Source organism: Janibacter sp. CX7 (assembly GCF_024362365.1).
GTDB lineage: Bacteria > Actinomycetota > Actinomycetes > Actinomycetales > Dermatophilaceae > Janibacter.
Window position 1 is genome coordinate 233,674 of the sequence record NZ_CP101464.1, and the last position, 18,265, is coordinate 251,938.

Sequence of the window (18,265 nt, forward strand, 5' to 3'; positions counted from 1 at the left end):
ATCGCACCCGATCGTGCCCTACCGGGGAGACGGGCGCAGGACGAAGGGGGGAGGTTTCCTGACGGTCGGGTGAACCTCTGGTGGTGGGAGACTGACGCCGTGGCCGGACGACGACGCATTCCCGTGGACGAAGGGTGGGCCGCGCTGCACGCGTGGTCCGCCAGCGACGACCGCTCGGCGGTCGACCGGGCGACGGTGGCGACCGCGGTGCGGCACACGGTCGCCGAGCTCGCCGACGTGGCCCCCGGCCGCAGCGTCGAGGTGCGGGTGCCTCCCTTCGCCGCGGCGCAGTGCGTCGAGGGGCCGGTGCACACCCGCGGCACCCCGCCGGCGGTCGTCGAAACCGACCCGCAGACCTGGCTGGAGCTGGCCGTCGGTGACCTCGCGTGGGCCGACGGCGTCGCCTCGGGCCGGGTGCGGGTGAGCGGTCAGCGGACCGACCTGTCCGCCCACCTCCCGCTCACCGAAGGGAGCTGAGCAGCTCCTCGGCGACCTCGAGCACCCGCACGCTCTCGGCGAGGGGCATGACCGGCGACTCGGTCTCGCCGGCGGTGACCCGCACGGCCACCTCCGTGGCCTCGTGCCGCAGGCCGCGGTGCTTCTCGATCGGGTCGCCCGCCATCGTGTCGAGGACGACGCCGTCGGCGCCGACCAGTCGCATCGTCGTCGGGGTGTAGAACTGCGTCTCGAGCTCGAGGCGGGCCCACGTGCCGTTGACCGAGGCGGTGGTCGGCGACGAGACGGACATGTCGGTGGCGCACGAGGCGACGGCCCCGCTCGGGCCCTGCACGACGAAGGCGACCCGACGGTCGACGCCACGGTCGGTGAGCGAGCCCAGGCCGGCCGCCGAGCTGATCCCGCCGAGGACGAGCGAGGCGAAGGAGAGCGGGTAGATCCCCAGGTCGAGCATCGCGCCGCCCGCGAGGTCCGGGCTCGCCAGCCGCTCGGGGCCGTCGGGCCAGAGCTGGATCGAGTGGTCGGCGAGCACCGTGCTCACCTCGCCGAGCATCCCGGCGTCGAGCACCTGGCGCAGGACGTCGATGTGGGGGAGGAAGCGGGTCCACATCGCCTCCATGCAGAAGACGCCGGCCTCGCGGGCTGCGGCGGCGATCTGCGCGGCCTCGTCGGCCGTGGGGGCCAGAGGCTTCTCGACGAGCACGTGCTTGCCGGCGCGGATCGCGAGGAGCGCGTGCTCGAGGTGCTCGCTGTGCGGGCTGGCGACGTGGACGACGTCGACCTCCGGGTCGGCGACGAGGTCGGCATAGCTGCCGTGGGCCCGCGCGCCGGGGACGTGCTCGCCGACGAAGGCCTGCGCGCGCTGCGTGTCCCGCGAGCCGACCGCGACGACCTGCTGGGCGGTGCCGCGCAGCGAGATCGCCATCTGCCCGGCGATCCACCCGGCACCGAGCAGGCCCCACCGCAGACCGGGCGCGGCCGCCGGGTCGGGGGTGCGCGGCGCAGGGAGCTTCATCCCGGGGACATCGGCATGCGGGCGCTGGCTGCTCATGGATCCAACCTACGATGGAGGCGTGAGTGCGCAGCGTCCCCGGAGCAACCCCAAGCCCGTCCCCTTCATCGTGACGGGGGCGATCATCGGCCTGGTCGTCTTCGGCGTCGTCAGCATGCTCGGCCCCGACCGCAACGCCGGCTTCAACATCGACTACGACCCGGGCGCCGCCCTCGGCTTCATGAGCGTGCTCGGCCTGTGCGTCGGTGGCTTCGTCGGCGCGGTCGTCGTCGCCCTGCTCACCTATCGCAAGTAGTCCTCAGGCCCGCGCCAACGCCACCGCCGAGACGAGCGGTGCGAGGGTGACGGCGAGGATGAAGGCCCGCTCGCTCACCCCGAAGGTCCGCGACCGCAGCGGCCGCACGACCAGCGAGACGACGAGGCACACGAGCGCGACCGCGGCGACGTGGTCGAGCAGGGCCAGGCCGGGCGGCGCCGCCCCCGTGAGCCGGACGAGCAGGTCCCCGGTCGGTCCGATCGTCGAGTAGGCGATGGTGAACCAGCATCGTCGCGAGCACCGCGGCCAGTGCCAGCAGCCAGAGCCCGAGCGGCACGCTGCGGGCGGGGGCCGGCACGGTCAGCGCGGCCAGACCCAGCACGGCCCAGGCGGCGGCCGCGACGCCGCCGTGGCGAGGCGCCGCGTCGCCGGTGACGTCGAGCGCGCGTAGTCGCTCACCGCGTGCCGAAGGGGGTCGATCCCCCCGGGCCGCAGGTGCAGCAGCGCGAAGAGACCGAGTCGGCAGACGAAGAGTGCGGCGGCGGCGAGGGCGAGGGGCGTGGTCACGGCTCGACGCCAGAGTTTCAAGCGGCTTGAAGGTCAAGTCCTCGAGAGCCGGGAGCAGGCATGCGCATCGGAGAGCTCGCCCGCCGCACGGGCCTGGCGCCGTCGGCGATCCGCTACTACGAGGAGCGCGACATGTTCAGCCCCGGGCAGGTGCGGCGCCTGCCCAACGGCTACCGCGACTACACGCCCGAGGCCGAGCAGCGTCTGGCCCTCGTCCTCGCCGGTCGGGCCGCGGGCTTCGGCCTCGACGACATGCGCACCCGGATGCAGCACTGGTCGACCATGAGCGACGCGGAGCGGGCCGACATCCTGCGGGACCAGCTCGAGGTCCTCGATGCGCGCATCGGTGAGCTGGATCGCAGCCGTCGCGAGATCGCCGCCGTGCTGGGCGTGCTCAGCACCCGGCTGGGGGGCTGAGCGGCGCGGGCCGTGTGGGAGACTGGACCTCGTGCCACGCGGAGACGGAAACCTGTCCCACGACCTGCTCCCCGGCGAGAAGGGACCGCAGGATGCTTGCGGTGTCTTCGGCGTCTGGGCGCCGGGTGAGGACGTCGCCAAGCTGACCTACTACGGGCTCTACGCCCTGCAGCACCGCGGGCAGGAGTCCGCGGGCATCGCCACGAGCAACGGCCAGCAGATCCTCGTCTACAAGGACATGGGGCTGGTCTCCCAGGTCTTCGACGAGCGGAGCCTGTCCACCCTTCGCGGTCACATCGCCGTCGGCCACTGCCGCTACTCCACGACCGGCGGGTCCACGTGGGAAAATGCCCAGCCCACCCTCGGCGGCCACGACGCCGGCACGGTCGCGCTCGCGCACAACGGCAACCTCATCAACTCCGCCGAGCTGCTCGAGCTCGTCGAGTCGCGCTCCGAGACCCCCGAGGTCGACGGCACCTGGCGGGGCCTGTCGAAGGGCGAGCTGCGCCGCGGCAACACGACGGACACCGCCCTCGTGACCGCGCTCCTGGCCGGCGAGCAGGACCGCTCCCTCGAGGAGGCGGCGATGGAGCTGCTGCCCCAGCTGAGCGGCGCCTTCTGCTTCGTCTTCATGAACGAGGACACCCTCTACGCCGCCCGCGACCCGCAGGGCCTGCGCCCGCTCGTCATCGGCCGGCTCGAGCGCGGCTGGGTCGTCGCCTCCGAGACGGCGGCGCTCGACATCGTCGGCGCCTCCTTCGTCCGCGAGGTCGAGCCCGGCGAGCTCGTCGCCATCGACGAGGACGGCCTGCGCACCCGCAGCTTCGCCGAGCCGACGCGCAAGGGCTGCGTCTTCGAGTACGTCTACCTGGCCCGCCCCGACACGACGATCAACGGGCGCACGGTCCACGAGGCCCGGGTCGAGATGGGCCGCGCCCTGGCCCGCGAGCACCCGGTCGAGGCCGACCTGGTCATCGCGACGCCCGAGTCGGGCACGCCGGCCGCCATCGGCTACGCCCAGGAGTCGGGTATCCCCTTCGGCCAGGGCCTGGTCAAGAACGCCTACGTCGGCCGCACCTTCATCCAGCCGAGCCAGACGATCCGCCAGCTCGGCATCCGGCTCAAGCTCAACCCCCTGCACCACGTCATCAAGGGCCGGCGGCTGGTCATCGTCGACGACTCGATCGTGCGCGGCAACACCCAGCGGGCCGTCGTGCGGATGCTGCGCGAGGCCGGTGCCGCCGAGGTGCACGTGCGCATCTCCTCGCCACCGATCAAGTGGCCCTGCTTCTTCGGCATCGACTTCGCCACCCGGGCCGAGCTCATCGCCACCGGGCTCGGTGTCGACGAGATCTGCACCTCGCTGGGCGCCGACTCGCTCGGCTACATCAGCGAGGACGGCATGATCGCGGCGACCGAGCAGTCGCGCGACGAGCTGTGCACGGCCTGCTTCTCCGGGACCTACCCGATGGAGCTGCCGAGCGAGGACCGTCTCGGCAAGTCGCTGCTCGAGCTGGAGTTCACCCCGACCGAGGAAGCGGTACGACGCCCGTGACGACCCCCGAGACCACCCCGTCGCAGACCCCGATCACCTACGCCGACGCCGGCGTCGACGTCGAGGCCGGTGACAAGGCCGTCGACCTGATGAAGGAGTCGGTCCGCCGCGCCACCCGCCCCGAGGTCCTCGGCGGCCTCGGCGGCTTCGCCGGGATGTTCGACGCGAGCGCCCTGCAGGGCATGCACCGACCCGTCCTCGCGACCTCCACCGACGGTGTCGGCACGAAGGTCGCCATCGCCCAGGCGATGGACCGGCACGACACGATCGGTCAGGATCTCGTCGGCATGGTCGTCGACGACATCGTCGTCTGCGGCGCCGAGCCGCTCTTCATGACCGACTACATCGCCACCGGCCGCGTCGTGCCCGAGCGCATCGCCGCGATCGTCGGCGGCATCGCGCGGGGCTGCGAGCTCGCGGGTGTCGCCCTCGTCGGCGGCGAGACCGCCGAGCACCCCGGCCTCCTCGACCCCGACGAGTACGACGTCGCCGGTGCCGCGACCGGTGTCGTCGAGCACGACGAGGTCCTCGGTCCCGACCGGGTGGCTGCGGGCGACGTCGTCGTCGCGCTGGCCTCCTCGGGCCTGCACTCCAACGGCTACTCCCTCGTGCGCCGCGTCATCGCCGCCGCCGGCTGGCAGCTCGACCGTCACGTCGACGAGCTCGGCCGCGCCCTCGGCGACGAGCTGCTCGAGCCGACCCGCATCTACTCGCGGGCCCTGCTCGACCTCGTGCGCGCCGACGACGTCGACGTGCACGCCCTCAGCCACGTCACCGGCGGTGGCCTCGCGGCCAACCTCGCCCGGGTGCTCCCGCAGGGCACCATCGCCCGCGTCGACCGCGCGTCCTGGACGCCGCCGCCGATCTTCTCGCTCGTCGGTGAGCTCGGTGCCGTCCCGCGGGCCGACCTCGAGCGGACCCTCAACATGGGCATCGGCTTCGTCGCGGCCCTGCCGCAGGCCAGCGTGGACGCGGCCATCGCCCGCTCCCGAGCGGCCGGCATCGACGCCTGGGTCCTCGGCGAGGTCGCCGACGCCGCCACGACCGAGCCGGTGGCCGGTGTCGAGGTCGTCCAGGGGGCGAAGGGAGTGCACGGCGGGGCCGTGCAGGTCGTCGGGGAGCACGCCTGACACCCGCGGTACGGGTCCTCGTGGCCGACGCCGACGAGCGTCGCCGCCAGGCCCTCGTCGCCGTCCTGGCCGCAGAGCCGGACCTCGACCTGCTCACCCCTGCCGCGACGGTCCACGAGATCGCCTCGACGCCCGACGTCGACGTCGTCGTGCTGCTCGGGGACCTCGGGCATGCGCAGGGCCCGGTCGGTCTGCTGCGTGGTGTGCGGGCGCCCGAGCGGCCCGCGTGGGTGGTCCTCACCGAGGAGACCCACCTCGCCGACGAGGTCATCACCGCAGGAGCGCACGGCTGCCTCGCGGAGTCGAGCACGCCGGTGCAGATCGGTGCCGCGCTGCGGGCTGCCGCCCGGGGTGACGTCGCCGAGCTCGACCAGCCGACGACCGGCCCGCTCGTGCAGCGGGTGCGGCGCGAGGCGCCGCCGCTGACGGAGCGGGAGGTCGAGGTGCTGCGGCTCGTCGACGCGGGCCTGGGCAACCAAGAGATCGCCGAGCGGCTCTACCTCAGCCTCTCGAGCGTGAAATCACACCTGTCCCACACGTACGGTCGTCTCGGGGTGCGGCGCCGTGAGGCGGCTGCCGCGGAGGCGCGTCGTCAGGGGTTGATCTGACCCCGGAGCGTCACCGCTCGGGGGTGCTCCAGGCGTCGTAGTCGTCGTCGTCCGTCTCGTCGACGTCGTCGCGCGTGGTGCGCCGCGTCGGCTGGTTGGACTGACCGTGAAGTTCCGCCTCCAGCGCTCGCAGGTCGGTGTCCGGCGAGTAGTACTTCAGCTCGCGGGCAACCTTGGTCTGCTTCGCCTTCGCTCGGCCGCGCCCCATGGCGTGACCCCCTCATTACGCTAGTGCGGGTCGGCGCTGATCCTCCCGCCGCCCCGTGGGGACGGCAGAACTACCAGAGCGGACCCGGATCTGTGTGGTTTCTCGTGAGGCCAACGGTACATGGTCCACGGCTGTTCCGTCCCATCGGTCCGGCGCGGCGAGACGTAGGATCGGCCCGGACGGCACGACGACAGGAGCTGACGTGAGCGGGACCACCGCGGGGACCCCCCTTCGCGCCCTCGTCGTCACCGTCGTGCACCACCCGCAGGACTCCCGGATCCGTCATCGCGAGATCTCCGCGCTGCTCGCGGCGGGCTGGCAGGTCACCTATCTCGCCCCCTTCGTCGCCCACGACCTGGCCGTGCCCGCACCGGCCGACGGCCTGACCTGCCGCGACCTGCCCCGGGCCGCCGGGCGTGACCGGCTGGCCGCCGCCCGGGCCGCCCGCGCGGCCGTGCGGCGGCTCGCGCCCGACCACGACGTCGTCCTCGTCCACGACCCCGAGCTCGTGCCGGCCGTCGCCGGGCTGGGGCTGCGCCACCTCGTCTGGGACGTGCACGAGGACCCCGCCGGCGCCCTCGTCGTCAAGGACTGGCTGCCGGCCCCCCTGCGGCGTCCCGTGGCCGCCGCCTGGCGCGGCGCCGAGCGACTCGTCGAGCGCCGGCACCCGCTGCTGCTCGCCGAGCACGCCTACGCGGGGCGCTTCCGCCGCGAGCACACCGTCGTGCCCAATGCCGTCGTCGTGCCCGAGACGGTCCCTCCGGCTGGGGGCGCACGCCTGGTGCACGTCGGCAACCTGACGACCGCCCGTGGCAGCGAGGCGATGGTCGAGGTGGCCCGGCGGGCGCATGCCGGGTCCGACGGGGCGATCACCCTCGAGGTCGTCGGCCCGGCCCGTGACGAGGCCTCGCGGGCGGCGATGGAGGCCGGGGTCGCCGAGGGGATCGTCGTGTGGCACGGCTTCCAGCCCGCCGAGCGGGCGATGGCGACCATCGACGGCGCCCTCGCCGGGCTCGCGCTGCTGCGCGACCTGCCCAACTACCGCGGCTCGATGCCGACAAAGGTCGTCGAGTACCTCGCCCACGGCGTCCCGGCCGTCACGACGCCCCTGCCGCTGGCCCGCGAGCTCGTCGAGGAGTCCGGGGGAGGTCTCGTCGTGCCCTTCGAGGACGTGCAGGCGGCCGCCGATGCCGTGCTTCGCCTGTGGCGGACGCCGGAGGAGGCCGCGGCGATGGGGCGCCGCGGTCGTGAGCTCGTGCGCGAGCGCTACGACTGGGCGAAGGGAGGCGCCGCCTTCGTCGCGGCCCTCACCGAGGTCGCCGCCGCCCGCTCGCCCCGGCGCTGACGCGGAGCCTGTGCCGGGGTTCGATGTGTGCGGGTGCGTCCCAGCGCACCGTCGTACATCGACCCGGCGTGGGAGTCAGGCCTCGGAGGACGACGCGGGGACGAGCTCGCCGAGCTCGGCCCGCAGGGCAGGGGAGAGCCCGTCGATCGTGCCGGCGAGGCCGATCTCGGTCGGGGCGAGGCGCTCGAGGGTGCGCCTGACCGCCGCCGGGACCCGGTCGCTGCGCAGGAGCAGCAGCGGGCTGCCGGTGTGCGCCGCGGCGACGACCGCGCTGAGCGTCTCGACCCCCGTCGTGTGTGCCGAGACGAGGACCGTGCCACCGGTCGGCGCGTCGGCGTAGAGGCCCGCGGCGAGGGCCATCGGGCCCTCGGTCGGCCCGAAGGTCACCTCGGCGCCGGTCGCCTCCTGCAGGCGCTGGACGACGTCGAGCGACCAGTCCTCCTCGTTGCCGTCGAGCATGAGTCGCTCGGGCGCGAGGTCGGCGAGGGCACTCACGAGCTCGTCGGGCACGTGGGTCTCCTCGCACACGACGACCGCCCGACCGCTCTCGGCGGCCATCTGCGAGATCGCGGGGGCGCGGCCACCGCTCGCCGGGAGGGTCACGTGGACGACCTCTCGGTCGCGCGGCGGGAAGTCGCGCAGCAGCCGGGCCGAGGTGATGGCGGGGTCGTCCTCGCCGATGCGCTCGACCGGCCGGCCGAGCATGTCCTCGAGACGGTCGGCCGTCGACGCCGCGACGAGGTCCTCGCCACCGACGACGACGACGCGCTGCGGGTCGAGCCGGCGCATCTCGTCACGGGTGGTCGAGGGCACCGAGCCGGGGCGTACCCACAGCAGCGGCCAGCCCAGCCGTGCCGCGATCGGCGCGACGACGCGGGCCGTGGCGACCTTGTGCACGCTGACGACGAAGGCGCCGTCGACGCCGGGCTCCCAGGTGTGCCGGGTGAGCGAGGTGGCGACGTCGACCCGCGAGTCGCCACCGAACCGCCGGGTGCCCGGCACCTCGGGCTCCGTCGGGGTGGCCGCCCGCTTCTTGGCGCGCTTGGGCAGGGTCTCCTCGTAGAGCGGCAGGACCTCCTCGGTCGGGCCGTCGGCGATGAGCCGACCCTGGTCCATCCACAGCACGCGGTCGCAGATCTGCCGGATGTTGCCGTTGGAGTGCGAGACGAGGAAGACCGTGCCGGCCTGCTCGCGGATCGCCGCGATCCGCTCGGCGCTCTTGGCGCGGAAGTCGGCGTCACCGGTCGCGAGCGCCTCGTCGATCATCAGCACGTCAGGGGCCGCCGCGGTCGAGATCGCGAAGCGCAGCCGCGCGCCCATGCCGGAGGAGTAGGTGCTCATCGGCAGGTAGACCGCGTCGCCGATGCCGGAGAACTCGACGATGTCGTCGAAGCGCTCGCGGATCTCGTCGCGGGTCAGGCCGAGCGCCTGGGCGCCGACGTAGATGTTGCGCTCGCCGCTCAGCTTGCTCATGAGGACGGCATTGACCCCCAGCAGCGAGGGCTCACCGGCCACCCACAGGCGGCCGGACGAAGGGGGGATCAGCCCGGCGACCGCACGCAGCAGCGTCGACTTGCCGGAGCCGTTGCGGCCGATGATGCCGATGGACTCGCCGTGCCGGGCGACGAAGCTGACGTCCTTGACCGCGTGCACCTCGCGCACCCGCGGCTCACGGCGCCCGACGAGGTCCTTGAGCGAGCGCGACTCGCCCTGCCCGGAGGGGCTGCCCATGCGGCCACCGCCGTAGACGGCGTACTTGACGTCGAGGTGGCTGACGACGACCGTCGGGTCGCCGATCGTCACCTGCTCGGGTGCCTGCTCAGCCACGGCCGTACCTCGCCTCGTCGCGCCAGAAGACGAGCAGCCCGATGACGGGCAGGGCGATCGCCCAGGCGGCCATCATCAGCCAGTCGCGCGCGATGATGCTCTCGTCCCCGAGCAGCGACTGCCGGCCGATGTTGAGCATGAGCGCGAAGGGCTGGTAGATCAGGACGTTGCCGACGGCGTCCGGCAGGTTCTGCGCGTAGTGCACGACGGGGAAGAAGACGCCCGACACGTAGCGCAGCAGCCGCACGACGACCGGGATGAGGTTGCCCAGGTCGCGCGAGGCGTTGACCAGCCGCGCGGCCATCATGGCCAGGCCCGACAGGGCCAGGGCCTGCATGACCACGGCGACGGGGAAGAGGAGCCACTCCCACGTCGGCCGCTCACCGGTGAAGAGCATGAGCGCGAGGATCAGCCCGAGCGCGGGCAGCAGCGCGATGAGCTCGGTGAGGGTGATCGAGATCGGCAGGATCGCCCGGGGGAAGTGCAGCGCCCGCACGATCGACAGGTTGCCCGTGATCGCCTTGGCGCCGCGGGTGACGACCGTCGACGTGAAGGAGAACATCACGACGCCGATCGCGAGGAAGCCGACGAAGTTGTCGACCCCCCGGCTCGTCTTGAGCAGCAGGCCGAAGATCGCGTAGTAGCTCAGGATCAGGAAGAGCGGGTTGAGCACCGCCCAGACCTGACCGAGGTGGTTGTCCTCGTTCTTCGCGTACGACTGCGCCGACGACAGGGTCCAGACGAAGGACCGCCGCCGCCAGATGTCCGCGACGTACTGGCGCAGCGGCGGACGCTCGCTGAGCGTCCGCAGCCCGTGCCTGGCCGCGAGCTCCGCGGCCTCGTCGGTGGAGAGAGCCGGGGGGAGGGGGGCCCGCGAGGGGGCCTCCGTCACAGGCGCTCGACCTTGTCGCTGTCGGCCGCCACGCCGCGGGTGTCGAAGAAGCGCTGGGCCTTGCTCGCCAGGTCCTCGACGTCGAAGGACTTGTGGTTCTGCACGAGGACCGTCAGGTCCGCGGCGGCCACGGCGGCGTCGAGGTCGTCGGCGCGGGTCGCCTCGGGCACGGCCTTCCAGTCCTCGACCTTGGCGTCGAAGTACTGGACGCTCGCCCCCTTCGCGATCAGCTGCTGGGCCAGCGGGACCGCCGGCGACTCGCGCTGGTCGGCGATGTCGGGCTTGTAGGTGACACCGAGGAGCAGGACGGTCGATCCGCGCAGCGACTTGCTGTCCTCGTTGAGGATGTTCTGCGCCCGCTGCACGACGTAGGCCGGCATCGTGGAGTTGATCTCCTGGGCCAGCTCGACGAAGCGGAAGGGGTAGCCCAGCTTGGCGCGCACGTTGTACGACAGGTAGTTGGGGTCGATCGGGATGCAGTGACCGCCGACGCCGGGGCCGGGGTAGAAGGCCTGGAAGCCGAAGGGCTTGGTCTTGGCCGCCGCGATGACGTCCCACAGGTCGATGTCGAGGTCGTGGCAGAAGCGCGCCATCTCGTTGACCAGGGCGATGTTGATGTGGCGGTAGGTGTTCTCGAGCAGCTTGGCCGTCTCGGCCTCGCGGGTGCCCTTGGCGCGCACGACGGTGTCGACGAACTGGCCGTAGAAGGCCGCGGCCGCGTCACCGCAGGCCGGGGTGTGGCCGCCGACGACCTTGGGGGTGTTCTTGGCGCCGAACTGCTCGTTGCCCGGGTCGATGCGCTCGGGGGAGAAGGCGAGGAAGAAGTCCTTGCCGGCGACGAGGCCGCCGGCCTCGAGGACCGGGCGCACGACCTCGTCGGTCGTGCCCGGGTAGGTCGTCGACTCGAGGATGATCGTCTGACCGGGCTGCAGGTGCTCGCTGATCGTCTTGACCGCGGAGTTGATCGGGCCGAGGTCGGGGCCGCCGTCCTCCGAGAGGGGGGTCGGCACGCAGATGACGATGGTCTTGACCTCGTCGAGGCGGGCCGGGTCGGTGGTCGCCTCGAAGCCGGCGTCGATCATCGCGCGGACGTCGTCGTCCGAGAGGTCGTCGATGTGGGAGACGCCCGAGTTCAGCGCGTCGACGACGCCCTGGTTGATGTCGAAGCCGAGGACCTTGACCCCGACCTTGGAGGCCTCCTGGGCAAGGGGAAGTCCGACATATCCCTGGCCGATGATCGCGACGTCCGCCACTGTGCATCCTTCTCGTTGTCGTGCTCCCCGGGGTTCCAGGGGGCAACCGGGTCTCCGGTGGCTGGCGCGATCATACCGGCCGGCCCTGTCGGGACGATGACCATCGCCGCCATACAGTGGGCCGCATGTCGCAGCGCCTCCCTGTCCTGCTCGTGACGAGCAACGGCGTGGGGATGGGCCACCTCACCCGGCAGCTCACCGTCGCGCTCAGCGCGCCGGACACGCTCGACCCCGTCCTGTTGTCCCTCTCGGGGGCCCTGCCGACGGTCCGCACCGCCGTCGCGGCCGGACGCCTGCCGGAGCTGGCCGGGGTGCGCACGGAGTACTGCCCCAGCCGCAAGAGCGGATGGCTGCCGAAGGGGGGTCCCTCCCGGCGGCTGCGTGAGCTCCACCCCGCCTACGGCTGGGAGCCGTACTTCGCCGACCGGCTGCGGGCGCTCGTCGCCGAGACCGGCGCCCGGCTCGTCCTCTTCGACGGCGTCGTCCCCTATGCCGGGCTGCGGGCCGCCCGCGAGCAGCTGGCGGGCACCCCCTTCGTCTGGATGCGGCGGGGGATGTGGCGCGCCGGCGTCGGCGACGAGTGGCTCGCCCACGCCGGGATCTTCGACCTCGTCGTCGAGCCGGGGGACTTCGCCGCCGCCGGGGACCGCGGGCCGACCGCCGCCCGTGACGACGCGACCCGGGTGGCCCCGATCTCGATCGCGGACGCGATCGAACGGCACGACCGCGCGCAGGCGCGGGCCGCGCTCGGGCTCGACCCCGACCGGCCGGCGCTGCTGCTCACCCCCGGCACCGGTGCCCTCGAGGACGTCGCGAGCCCGGTGCGGGTCGCGCTCGACGTGCTGCGCCGCTCCGCTCCCGAGTGGCAGGTCGCCGTGACGAGCCCGGCCCTGGCCCGCCACGGCATCGGCCGCGACGGCGAGGACGTGCACCTGCTCACCGACACCTATCCGCTCGCGCGCTCGCTCGCGGCCTTCGACGGGGCGGTGAGCGCCGCGGGCTACAACTCCGTGCACGAGCTGCTCGGCGCGAGGATCCCGACCGTCCTCGTCCCCGGCCAGTCGCTGGGCACCGACGACCAGCCCGGCCGTGCGGCGACGCTCGCCGCCGCGGGTGCCTGCCTGAGCGTCGACCCCGGTGACGCCGAGGGGATGCGGGCGGCCGTGACCCGCCTGCTCGACCCGGCTGCGGCGGCCGAGCTGCGGGATGCCTGTGCGCAGCTGCCGGCGACGACGGGCGGGGCCGAGACGGCCCGGCTGTTCGTCGACCTCGCCGCCACCGCGCCCGTGCCGGCCGGTCTGGCCGCCGGTGCCCCGTGGGGGCCGCCGGCGTGGCGCCGGGCGCTGCCCGACCCGCGCACGCGGGTGGAGGTTGTGGGCGAGCGCGTCGGCGCGGGAGCCAGCGCGACTGCGCGGGGCCGCCGTCCGCTCCGGATCACCGAGGACCTGCCCGCGCACCGGGTGGGTGATGAGCCCGTCGAGCACCTCGTCGAGGGGGCGTCTGCGGACTACCGCCGCGCCCGCTCCGACATCCTGCGCTGGATCTACCGCCCCGGCCGCTGAACTCTGCAAAACCCTAGGGTCTTGCAAGGTTGGCCGCCCTGAACTCTGCAAAACCCTAGGGTTTTGCAGAGTTGGGGCCGGGCTAGCGGCCCGGGCGCTGACGCAGCCGGACGGCCTCGCGGCGCACCCGACCGGCGCGGCGCCGGGCGAGCCCGAGGAGGACGGCCGGCGTGCTGTGCGCCCGCCCGACCGCGCGGGCGTCGGGTGCTGAACCGATGCCGACGACCGCGCCGTCGACCCAGACCCGCCACCGCCCGGCGGCCGGGTCGTGGAGCGCGGTCGGCCCGTCGAGGTGGACCGCGCCGGAGGCCTCGGCGAGGCGGCGGTCGAGACCGGGGGCGTCGGCGACGAGCTCGTCGATCTCGACGCCGTGCCGCATCGCGGCCACGAGCAGCTCGGTCCGCGCGAGGTAGCAGGGGCCCGCGTCGCTGTGCACCCGCACGAGCCGGCGGTGCGGGCGGTGCAGCACGCGCAGCAGCCGCTCGGGCGCACCCTCGAGCAGCTGCGCGCCCGACCGGTGGACGAGCACGGCCTCGGCCGAGCCGATCGCCTCCTCGAGGCGGTCGGCGGCATCGGGGGCGTCGGCGTCGACGACGGCGCACGACGGGGGGTGAGCGGGCATGCCAGCAGGATAGTGACGACTAGCGTGGGGGCCATGACGACGCACGCGAGCGCCCCCGCCGCCGGGGACACCCCCGTCGGCCGGGTGCCCGGGCCCGACAGCGACCGGCGCGCGCACCTCGACCTGGCCCAGAGCGGCTGGACCCTCACCAGCCCGTGGCGTCGCCCCCTTCGAGGGACGTGGGAGCGACCCGAGGCGCTCGCCGACGGCCTCGCCCGGCTCGACCACGTGCACGCCCTGACCGTCGACGCGGAGCCCGCCGGCCCCTCGCCCGACGCGGCGACGACCGCGGCCCTCGCCGACTTCGTCACCCGGGCGATCGCCCGCGGGACCTTCGTCGTGGGCGACCTGCCCGCCGTCGTGGCCCGCCGCGTCCACGCCGTCGTGCCCGGCGCCGCGCACGGACGGCCGGGGGACCTCGGCTTCGACGTCGCGTCGGTCCGCCAGCGCCGGCAGGTGCTCGCCCCGCTCGCCGACCACGCGCTCGCCCCGAGCACCTCGGTGCTGCTCGCCACCCGCCGGCCGCACCTGCTCGGCGCGATCGGCGCGATGATCCGGGCCCAGACGCTGCCGCCCGCCGAGGTCGTCGTCGCGGTCCACGGCGGCGACCCCGACGACCTGCCGACGCCCGACCTCGGCGACATCGCCGTCACCGTCGTCGCCGCGCCGGGGGACCGCAGCCTCGGCCACGCCCTGCAGCTGGCCGCCGACGCCGCGAGCGGGCAGCTGCTGACGAAGATGGACGACGACGACCACTACGGGCCCGACCACCTGCTCGACCTGGCCATCGCGCGCCGGGTCTCCGGGGCGCCCGTCGTCGGCAAGAGCAGCACCGTCGTGCACGTCGAGGCCCTCGACACCACCGTGCGCCGCGTCATCGGCACCCCCGAGTCGGCGGTGCACCGGGTGGCAGGCGGCACGATCCTCGTCGGGGCCGACGAGCTGCGTGACCTCGGCGGCTGGGCCGACGTCCCCCGCGCCGTCGACAGCGCCCTCATGCGGGCGGCCACCGCCGCCGGCGCGATGATCTACCGCCCCCACGACATCGGCTACGTCTACGTGCGGCACGCCGGCGACGGTCACACGTGGTCCGCCGACGCGGGGCACTTCCTCGCCAATGCCCGCGAGCAGTGGCTCGGGCTGCTGCGCCACCCCGACTTCGGGACCTGAGCGTAGGGGGGCGCGCCCCCCTTCGCCCGGCCACGGCGTGTGGATCATGGGCCGTCCACCGGCCCGTGACACACTGACTGGCTGTAATCCCCCCGAGAGCGAAGGGCTGACATGGCTCCCCTTGTTGTGCACGTCACCGGTGCGCGCCCCAACTTCCCCAAGGCCGCCCCGGTCCTCGAGGCCCTGGCCGCCTACGACGTCGAGCAGCTGCTCGTGCACACGGGTCAGCACTACGACGACAAGATGTCGGACGTCTTCTTCCGCCAGCTCGGCATCCCGAAGCCCGACGTCAACCTCGGTGTCGGCTCCGGCGCGCACGGCGCGCAGACGGCCAAGGTGATGATCGCCCTCGAGGAGCTCTTCACCGAGCGCCGCCCCGACCTCGTCGTCGTCTACGGCGACGTCAACTCGACGGTCGCCGCGGCCCTCGTCGCGAGCAAGCTCGGCATCACCTTCGCCCACGTCGAGGCGGGCCTGCGCTCCTTCGACATGACGATGCCGGAGGAGATCAACCGGCTCGTCACCGACAAGCTCTCGGACCTGCTCCTCACGACGAGCACCGACGCCATCGGCCACCTCGGCAACGAGGGCACCGACCCCGACAAGATCCACTTCGTCGGCAACCCGATGATCGACACCCTCCTGAAGAACAAGCCCCGCTTCGACGCCGACGCGGTGCGCCAGGAGGTCGGCATCGAGGGCGACTACATCGTCGCCACGCTCCACCGCCCGGGCAATGTCGACGACCCGGAGGACGTCAAGGCGCTCGTCGCCGCGATGCACGCCGTCGCCGACCAGGCGCAGGTCGTCATCCCGCTGCACCCGCGCGGGCGCGCCCGCCTCGAGGAGGCCGGCTTCCTCGACCACCCGGGCATGCGCGTCATCGACCCGCTCGGCTACATCGAGTTCATGGGCCTGGTCCGCGGTGCGGCCGCGGTCGTCACCGACTCCGGCGGCGTGCAGGAGGAGACGACGATCCTCGGTGTCCCGTGCCTCACCCTGCGCCCCAACACCGAGCGCCCGGTGACGATCACCCACGGCACCAACCAGCTCGTCACCCGCGAGACCCTCTCCGAGCGGGTCTCCGAGGTCCTCGCGACCGGCCCGCTCCAGGAGTGGGACACCCCGCCGCTGTGGGACGGCCACGCCGGCGAGCGGATCGCCAAGGTCCTCGCCAGCTCGGTGGGGGCGACCCGACGGGGCGACGCGTGACCGCTGGGACCGGGGACACCTCCCTGCAGTCGGAGGTCACCGAGGCAGAGGCCGGGGCCAAGGAGGCCGCGGCCGAGGCGCACCACGGGGCGAAGGGGAAGAAGAACCTCCGTGGCGACATCGAGGGCCTGCGGGCCGTCGCCGTCGGCACCGTCCTGATCTACCACGTCGGCATCCCCTTCCTGCCCGGCGGCTTCGTCGGCGTCGACATCTTCTTCGTCATCTCCGGCTTCCTCATCACCTCGCTGCTGCTGCGCGAGACGGTGAAGACCGGCACGATCTCGATCGCCGACTTCTACGCCCGCCGGGCCCGGCGGCTCCTGCCGGCCGCCTCGGTCGTGCTCATCGTCACGGCCCTGCTCGGCTGGGCGCTGCTGCCCGGACCGGACCGGCTCAACCTCGGCGCCGACGTCATCGCCGCGACCTTCTACGTCATCAACTGGGCGTTGGCCCTGAGGTCGGTCGACTACCTCGCGGAGGACGCCGCACCCTCGGCGCTGCAGCACTACTGGTCGCTGTCGGTCGAGGAGCAGTTCTACGTCGTCTGGCCGCTCATCATCATCGTCGGCCTCATGGTGGCGCGCCGGACCCGGATGCGGCCCAAGCCGCTGCTCTTCGGCGTGCTCGCCGTCATCGCCGCGGCCTCGCTCGTCTACTCGGTGCTGCACACCAAGAGCGACCCGGCGACGGCCTACTTCTACACGACGACCCGGGTGTGGGAGCTCGCCATCGGCGCGCTCCTGGCCTTCCTCGTCCTGCGGCTGACGCGACTGCCCCGCCTGGCGGCCGAGCTGCTCGCGGGCGCCGGCCTGCTGCTCGTGCTGTGGTCGGCCTTCTTCCTCACCTCCAAGACCCCGTGGCCGAGCGCGTGGGCGCTCGCCCCGACGGTCGGCGCGGCGCTGATCATCGCGGCCGGCTGCGCCACCCAGGCCACCGCCACCGCGCGGCTGCTCAGCCTCAAGCCGATGGTGTGGATCGGCGGCATCTCCTATGCGATCTACCTGTGGCACTGGCCGCTCATCACGATCGCCAAGACCGCCTGGCCCGACGTGCGCATCCGCCACCTCGTGCTCATCGGCATCGTCTCGGTCGTCCTCGCCTGGCTGACCAAGCACCTCGTCGAGGACCCGGTGCGCTTCCACCCCGGCCTGAGCGCCAAGGCATCGCGTGGCCTGCTCTTCGGCCTGGCATCGATGATCGTCACCGCGCTCGTCGGCACCGCCGTGTGGGCCACCGTCCCGAAGCTCGACGAGGACGCCAAGGTGCCCGGGGCGACCGCCCTGGTCGCCGACCCGTCGAGCGACGTGTGGAAGGTCCGCGAGGACGCGAGCAAGGTCTTCGCCAGCTCGGGCACGACGACGCCGGACCCGGCGGTCGCGCCCGAGGACGTGCCCCGCTACTACGACGACGACTGCCAGGTGCAGCCCGGCGACGCCGACGTCGACACCTCGTGCGTCTACGGCAAGACCGACGGCGACCAGACGATCGCCATGCTCGGCGACTCCAAGATGGGCCAGTGGTTCCCGGCCGTCGAGGCGATCGCCCACGACGAGGGCTGGCGCGTCGAGCTCTACCTCAAGTCCGCGTGCTCCTTCACCTACGACGGGGCCCGCAGCGACTGCGAGGAGTTCGGCCGCAATGCCAACAAGCACTTCGACGAGGAGGGCGCACCCGATGTCGCGCTCGTCTCCGGCGGTGCCGGCAGCTCGCCCGCCCTGCGCAAGGGCATGACCGAGGCCATCTCGGAGCTCAAGGCCAAGGGCACCAAGGTCGTCGTCCTCTCCGACAGCCCCCGCCCGGGCAAGGAGCAGGTCTACACCTGCGTCGAGGAGCACCCCGACGACTTCTCCACGTGCGCCTTCCCGGCGGACGAGGACAACGGTCGCAAGGGCCGCGGCACCAAGGCGCTGCAGGAGTCGGCCACCGCCGCCGACGTCCCCTTCGTCGACCTCAACGAGTGGATCTGCCCGCCCGGCAAGGAGTGCCCGCCGGTCATCGGCGACTCGCTCGTCTACCGCCAGGGCAGCCACGTGACGGCGACCTACATCCGCACCCTGACGCCCATGCTCTACCGGGCGCTGGCGGCGGAGGACCTCACGTCGAAGAACTCCGACGAGATCTCCGTCAAGGACATCCCCTAGCAGTACCAGCACGACGAAGGGGGCGCTCACCG

The 18,265-nt window shown here is 73.2% G+C and carries 19 protein-coding genes; 11 read left to right on the forward strand and 8 right to left on the reverse strand.

All coding sequences use genetic code 11. The annotated features are described in order from the left end of the window. The first annotated feature begins 99 nt into the window (after window positions 1-99). Window positions 100-477 (forward strand): sterol carrier family protein, encoded by a 378-nt coding sequence (locus NMQ01_RS01180; RefSeq protein WP_255185073.1) that lies wholly within the window; start codon window positions 100-102, stop codon window positions 475-477. On the opposite strand, the gene NMQ01_RS01185 is transcribed toward NMQ01_RS01180, so the two are convergent. Next, complete coding sequence (locus NMQ01_RS01185) at window positions 461-1,507, reverse strand: Gfo/Idh/MocA family protein (protein ID WP_255185074.1); 1,047 nt, start codon at window positions 1,505-1,507, stop codon at window positions 461-463. The two genes, NMQ01_RS01180 and NMQ01_RS01185, sit on opposite strands and share 17 nt — an antisense overlap. 22 nt (window positions 1,508-1,529) lie before the next feature. Here NMQ01_RS01185 and NMQ01_RS01190 point away from each other — a divergent pair, with 22 nt between their 5' ends. Beyond that, window positions 1,530-1,763, forward strand: a complete 234-nt coding sequence (locus NMQ01_RS01190; protein WP_255185075.1) for a hypothetical protein — start codon at window positions 1,530-1,532, stop codon at window positions 1,761-1,763. 3 nt (window positions 1,764-1,766) lie between these two features. Here NMQ01_RS01190 and NMQ01_RS01195 read toward each other — a convergent pair whose 3' ends face one another. Beyond that, window positions 1,767-1,895, reverse strand: a complete 129-nt coding sequence (locus tag NMQ01_RS01195) for a hypothetical protein (protein WP_255185076.1) — start codon at window positions 1,893-1,895, stop codon at window positions 1,767-1,769. Between the two features lie 189 nt (window positions 1,896-2,084). Beyond that, window positions 2,085-2,291 (reverse strand): hypothetical protein, encoded by a 207-nt coding sequence (locus tag NMQ01_RS01200; RefSeq protein WP_255185077.1) that lies wholly within the window; start codon window positions 2,289-2,291, stop codon window positions 2,085-2,087. A 60-nt stretch (window positions 2,292-2,351) separates the two neighbouring features. Here NMQ01_RS01200 and NMQ01_RS01205 point away from each other — a divergent pair, with 60 nt between their 5' ends. The 4 genes from NMQ01_RS01205 to NMQ01_RS01220 are packed head-to-tail and all read left to right on the forward strand — an operon-like array spanning window position 2,352 to window position 6,001. Further along, window positions 2,352-2,708, forward strand: a complete 357-nt coding sequence (locus tag NMQ01_RS01205; protein ID WP_255185078.1) for a MerR family transcriptional regulator — start codon at window positions 2,352-2,354, stop codon at window positions 2,706-2,708. 31 nt (window positions 2,709-2,739) lie between these two features. After that, the gene (gene purF / locus NMQ01_RS01210) at window positions 2,740-4,263 is read left to right on the forward strand and encodes an amidophosphoribosyltransferase (RefSeq protein WP_255185079.1); all 1,524 of its coding nucleotides are present in this window, start codon (window positions 2,740-2,742) and stop codon (window positions 4,261-4,263) included. Beyond that, window positions 4,260-5,393: a phosphoribosylformylglycinamidine cyclo-ligase gene (gene purM / locus NMQ01_RS01215; RefSeq protein ID WP_255185080.1), complete on the forward strand. Its 1,134-nt coding sequence runs from the start codon at window positions 4,260-4,262 to the stop codon at window positions 5,391-5,393. The genes purF and purM overlap by 4 nt, the downstream gene beginning before the upstream one ends. Window positions 5,394-5,413: 20 nt before the next feature. Continuing rightward, a complete protein-coding gene (locus tag NMQ01_RS01220; protein ID WP_255185081.1) occupies window positions 5,414-6,001 on the forward strand; it encodes a LuxR C-terminal-related transcriptional regulator in 588 nt (195 codons plus the stop codon). 10 nt (window positions 6,002-6,011) lie between these two features. Here NMQ01_RS01220 and NMQ01_RS01225 read toward each other — a convergent pair whose 3' ends face one another. Further along, the gene (locus tag NMQ01_RS01225) at window positions 6,012-6,209 is read right to left on the reverse strand and encodes a DUF3073 domain-containing protein (protein ID WP_255185082.1); all 198 of its coding nucleotides are present in this window, start codon (window positions 6,207-6,209) and stop codon (window positions 6,012-6,014) included. Between the two features lie 202 nt (window positions 6,210-6,411). Here NMQ01_RS01225 and NMQ01_RS01230 point away from each other — a divergent pair, with 202 nt between their 5' ends. Further along, window positions 6,412-7,554, forward strand: a complete 1,143-nt coding sequence (locus tag NMQ01_RS01230) for a glycosyltransferase family 4 protein (protein WP_255185083.1) — start codon at window positions 6,412-6,414, stop codon at window positions 7,552-7,554. A 75-nt stretch (window positions 7,555-7,629) separates the two neighbouring features. On the opposite strand, the gene NMQ01_RS15935 is transcribed toward NMQ01_RS01230, so the two are convergent. From NMQ01_RS15935 to NMQ01_RS01245, 3 genes are read right to left on the reverse strand one after another with little or no spacing between them, the layout of a single operon-like run. After that, window positions 7,630-9,381 carry an ATP-binding cassette domain-containing protein gene (locus NMQ01_RS15935; protein WP_369694830.1) on the reverse strand — a complete coding sequence of 584 codons (1,752 nt, stop codon included), beginning with the start codon at window positions 9,379-9,381 and terminating at the stop codon, window positions 7,630-7,632. Next, window positions 9,374-10,273 (reverse strand): ABC transporter permease, encoded by a 900-nt coding sequence (locus NMQ01_RS01240; RefSeq protein ID WP_255185084.1) that lies wholly within the window; start codon window positions 10,271-10,273, stop codon window positions 9,374-9,376. The genes NMQ01_RS15935 and NMQ01_RS01240 overlap by 8 nt, the downstream gene beginning before the upstream one ends. Further along, window positions 10,270-11,526, reverse strand: a complete 1,257-nt coding sequence (locus NMQ01_RS01245; RefSeq protein WP_255185085.1) for a nucleotide sugar dehydrogenase — start codon at window positions 11,524-11,526, stop codon at window positions 10,270-10,272. The genes NMQ01_RS01240 and NMQ01_RS01245 overlap by 4 nt, the downstream gene beginning before the upstream one ends. Before the next feature lie 125 nt (window positions 11,527-11,651). Between NMQ01_RS01245 and NMQ01_RS01250 the strand changes: the two genes are divergently transcribed. Next, entirely contained in the window at window positions 11,652-13,088 is a 1,437-nt protein-coding gene (locus NMQ01_RS01250; protein WP_255185086.1) for a hypothetical protein, read from the forward strand. A gap of 82 nt (window positions 13,089-13,170) precedes the next feature. On the opposite strand, the gene NMQ01_RS01255 is transcribed toward NMQ01_RS01250, so the two are convergent. Then, window positions 13,171-13,710 (reverse strand): hypothetical protein, encoded by a 540-nt coding sequence (locus NMQ01_RS01255; RefSeq protein ID WP_255185087.1) that lies wholly within the window; start codon window positions 13,708-13,710, stop codon window positions 13,171-13,173. Between the two features lie 33 nt (window positions 13,711-13,743). On the opposite strand from NMQ01_RS01255, the gene NMQ01_RS01260 reads away from it, so the two are divergent. The 3 genes from NMQ01_RS01260 (at window position 13,744) to NMQ01_RS01270 (ending at window position 18,233) form a co-directional block, all read left to right on the forward strand. Beyond that, entirely contained in the window at window positions 13,744-14,880 is a 1,137-nt protein-coding gene (locus tag NMQ01_RS01260) for a glycosyltransferase family 2 protein (RefSeq protein ID WP_255185088.1), read from the forward strand. Window positions 14,881-14,991: 111 nt separating this feature from the next. Continuing rightward, window positions 14,992-16,092 carry a non-hydrolyzing UDP-N-acetylglucosamine 2-epimerase gene (gene wecB, locus NMQ01_RS01265; RefSeq protein WP_255185089.1) on the forward strand — a complete coding sequence of 367 codons (1,101 nt, stop codon included), beginning with the start codon at window positions 14,992-14,994 and terminating at the stop codon, window positions 16,090-16,092. After that, window positions 16,089-18,233, forward strand: coding sequence for an acyltransferase family protein (locus NMQ01_RS01270; RefSeq protein WP_255185090.1), 2,145 nt, complete (start codon window positions 16,089-16,091; stop codon window positions 18,231-18,233). Before wecB ends, NMQ01_RS01270 begins: the two co-directional genes overlap by 4 nt. Window positions 18,234-18,265: the final 32 nt, after the last annotated feature.

Coding starts and splice junctions, on each gene's coding strand:
- NMQ01_RS01185 (WP_255185074.1), bottom strand. CDS start 1,507: ATGAGCAGCCAGCGCCCGCATGCCGATGTCCCCGGGATGAAGCTCCCT.
- NMQ01_RS01205 (WP_255185078.1), top strand. CDS start 2,352: ATGCGCATCGGAGAGCTCGCCCGCCGCACGGGCCTGGCGCCGTCGGCG.
- NMQ01_RS01225 (WP_255185082.1), bottom strand. CDS start 6,209: ATGGGGCGCGGCCGAGCGAAGGCGAAGCAGACCAAGGTTGCCCGCGAG.
- NMQ01_RS01250 (WP_255185086.1), top strand. CDS start 11,652: ATGTCGCAGCGCCTCCCTGTCCTGCTCGTGACGAGCAACGGCGTGGGG.
- NMQ01_RS01255 (WP_255185087.1), bottom strand. CDS start 13,710: ATGCCCGCTCACCCCCCGTCGTGCGCCGTCGTCGACGCCGACGCCCCC.
- NMQ01_RS01260 (WP_255185088.1), top strand. CDS start 13,744: ATGACGACGCACGCGAGCGCCCCCGCCGCCGGGGACACCCCCGTCGGC.
- wecB (WP_255185089.1), top strand. CDS start 14,992: ATGGCTCCCCTTGTTGTGCACGTCACCGGTGCGCGCCCCAACTTCCCC.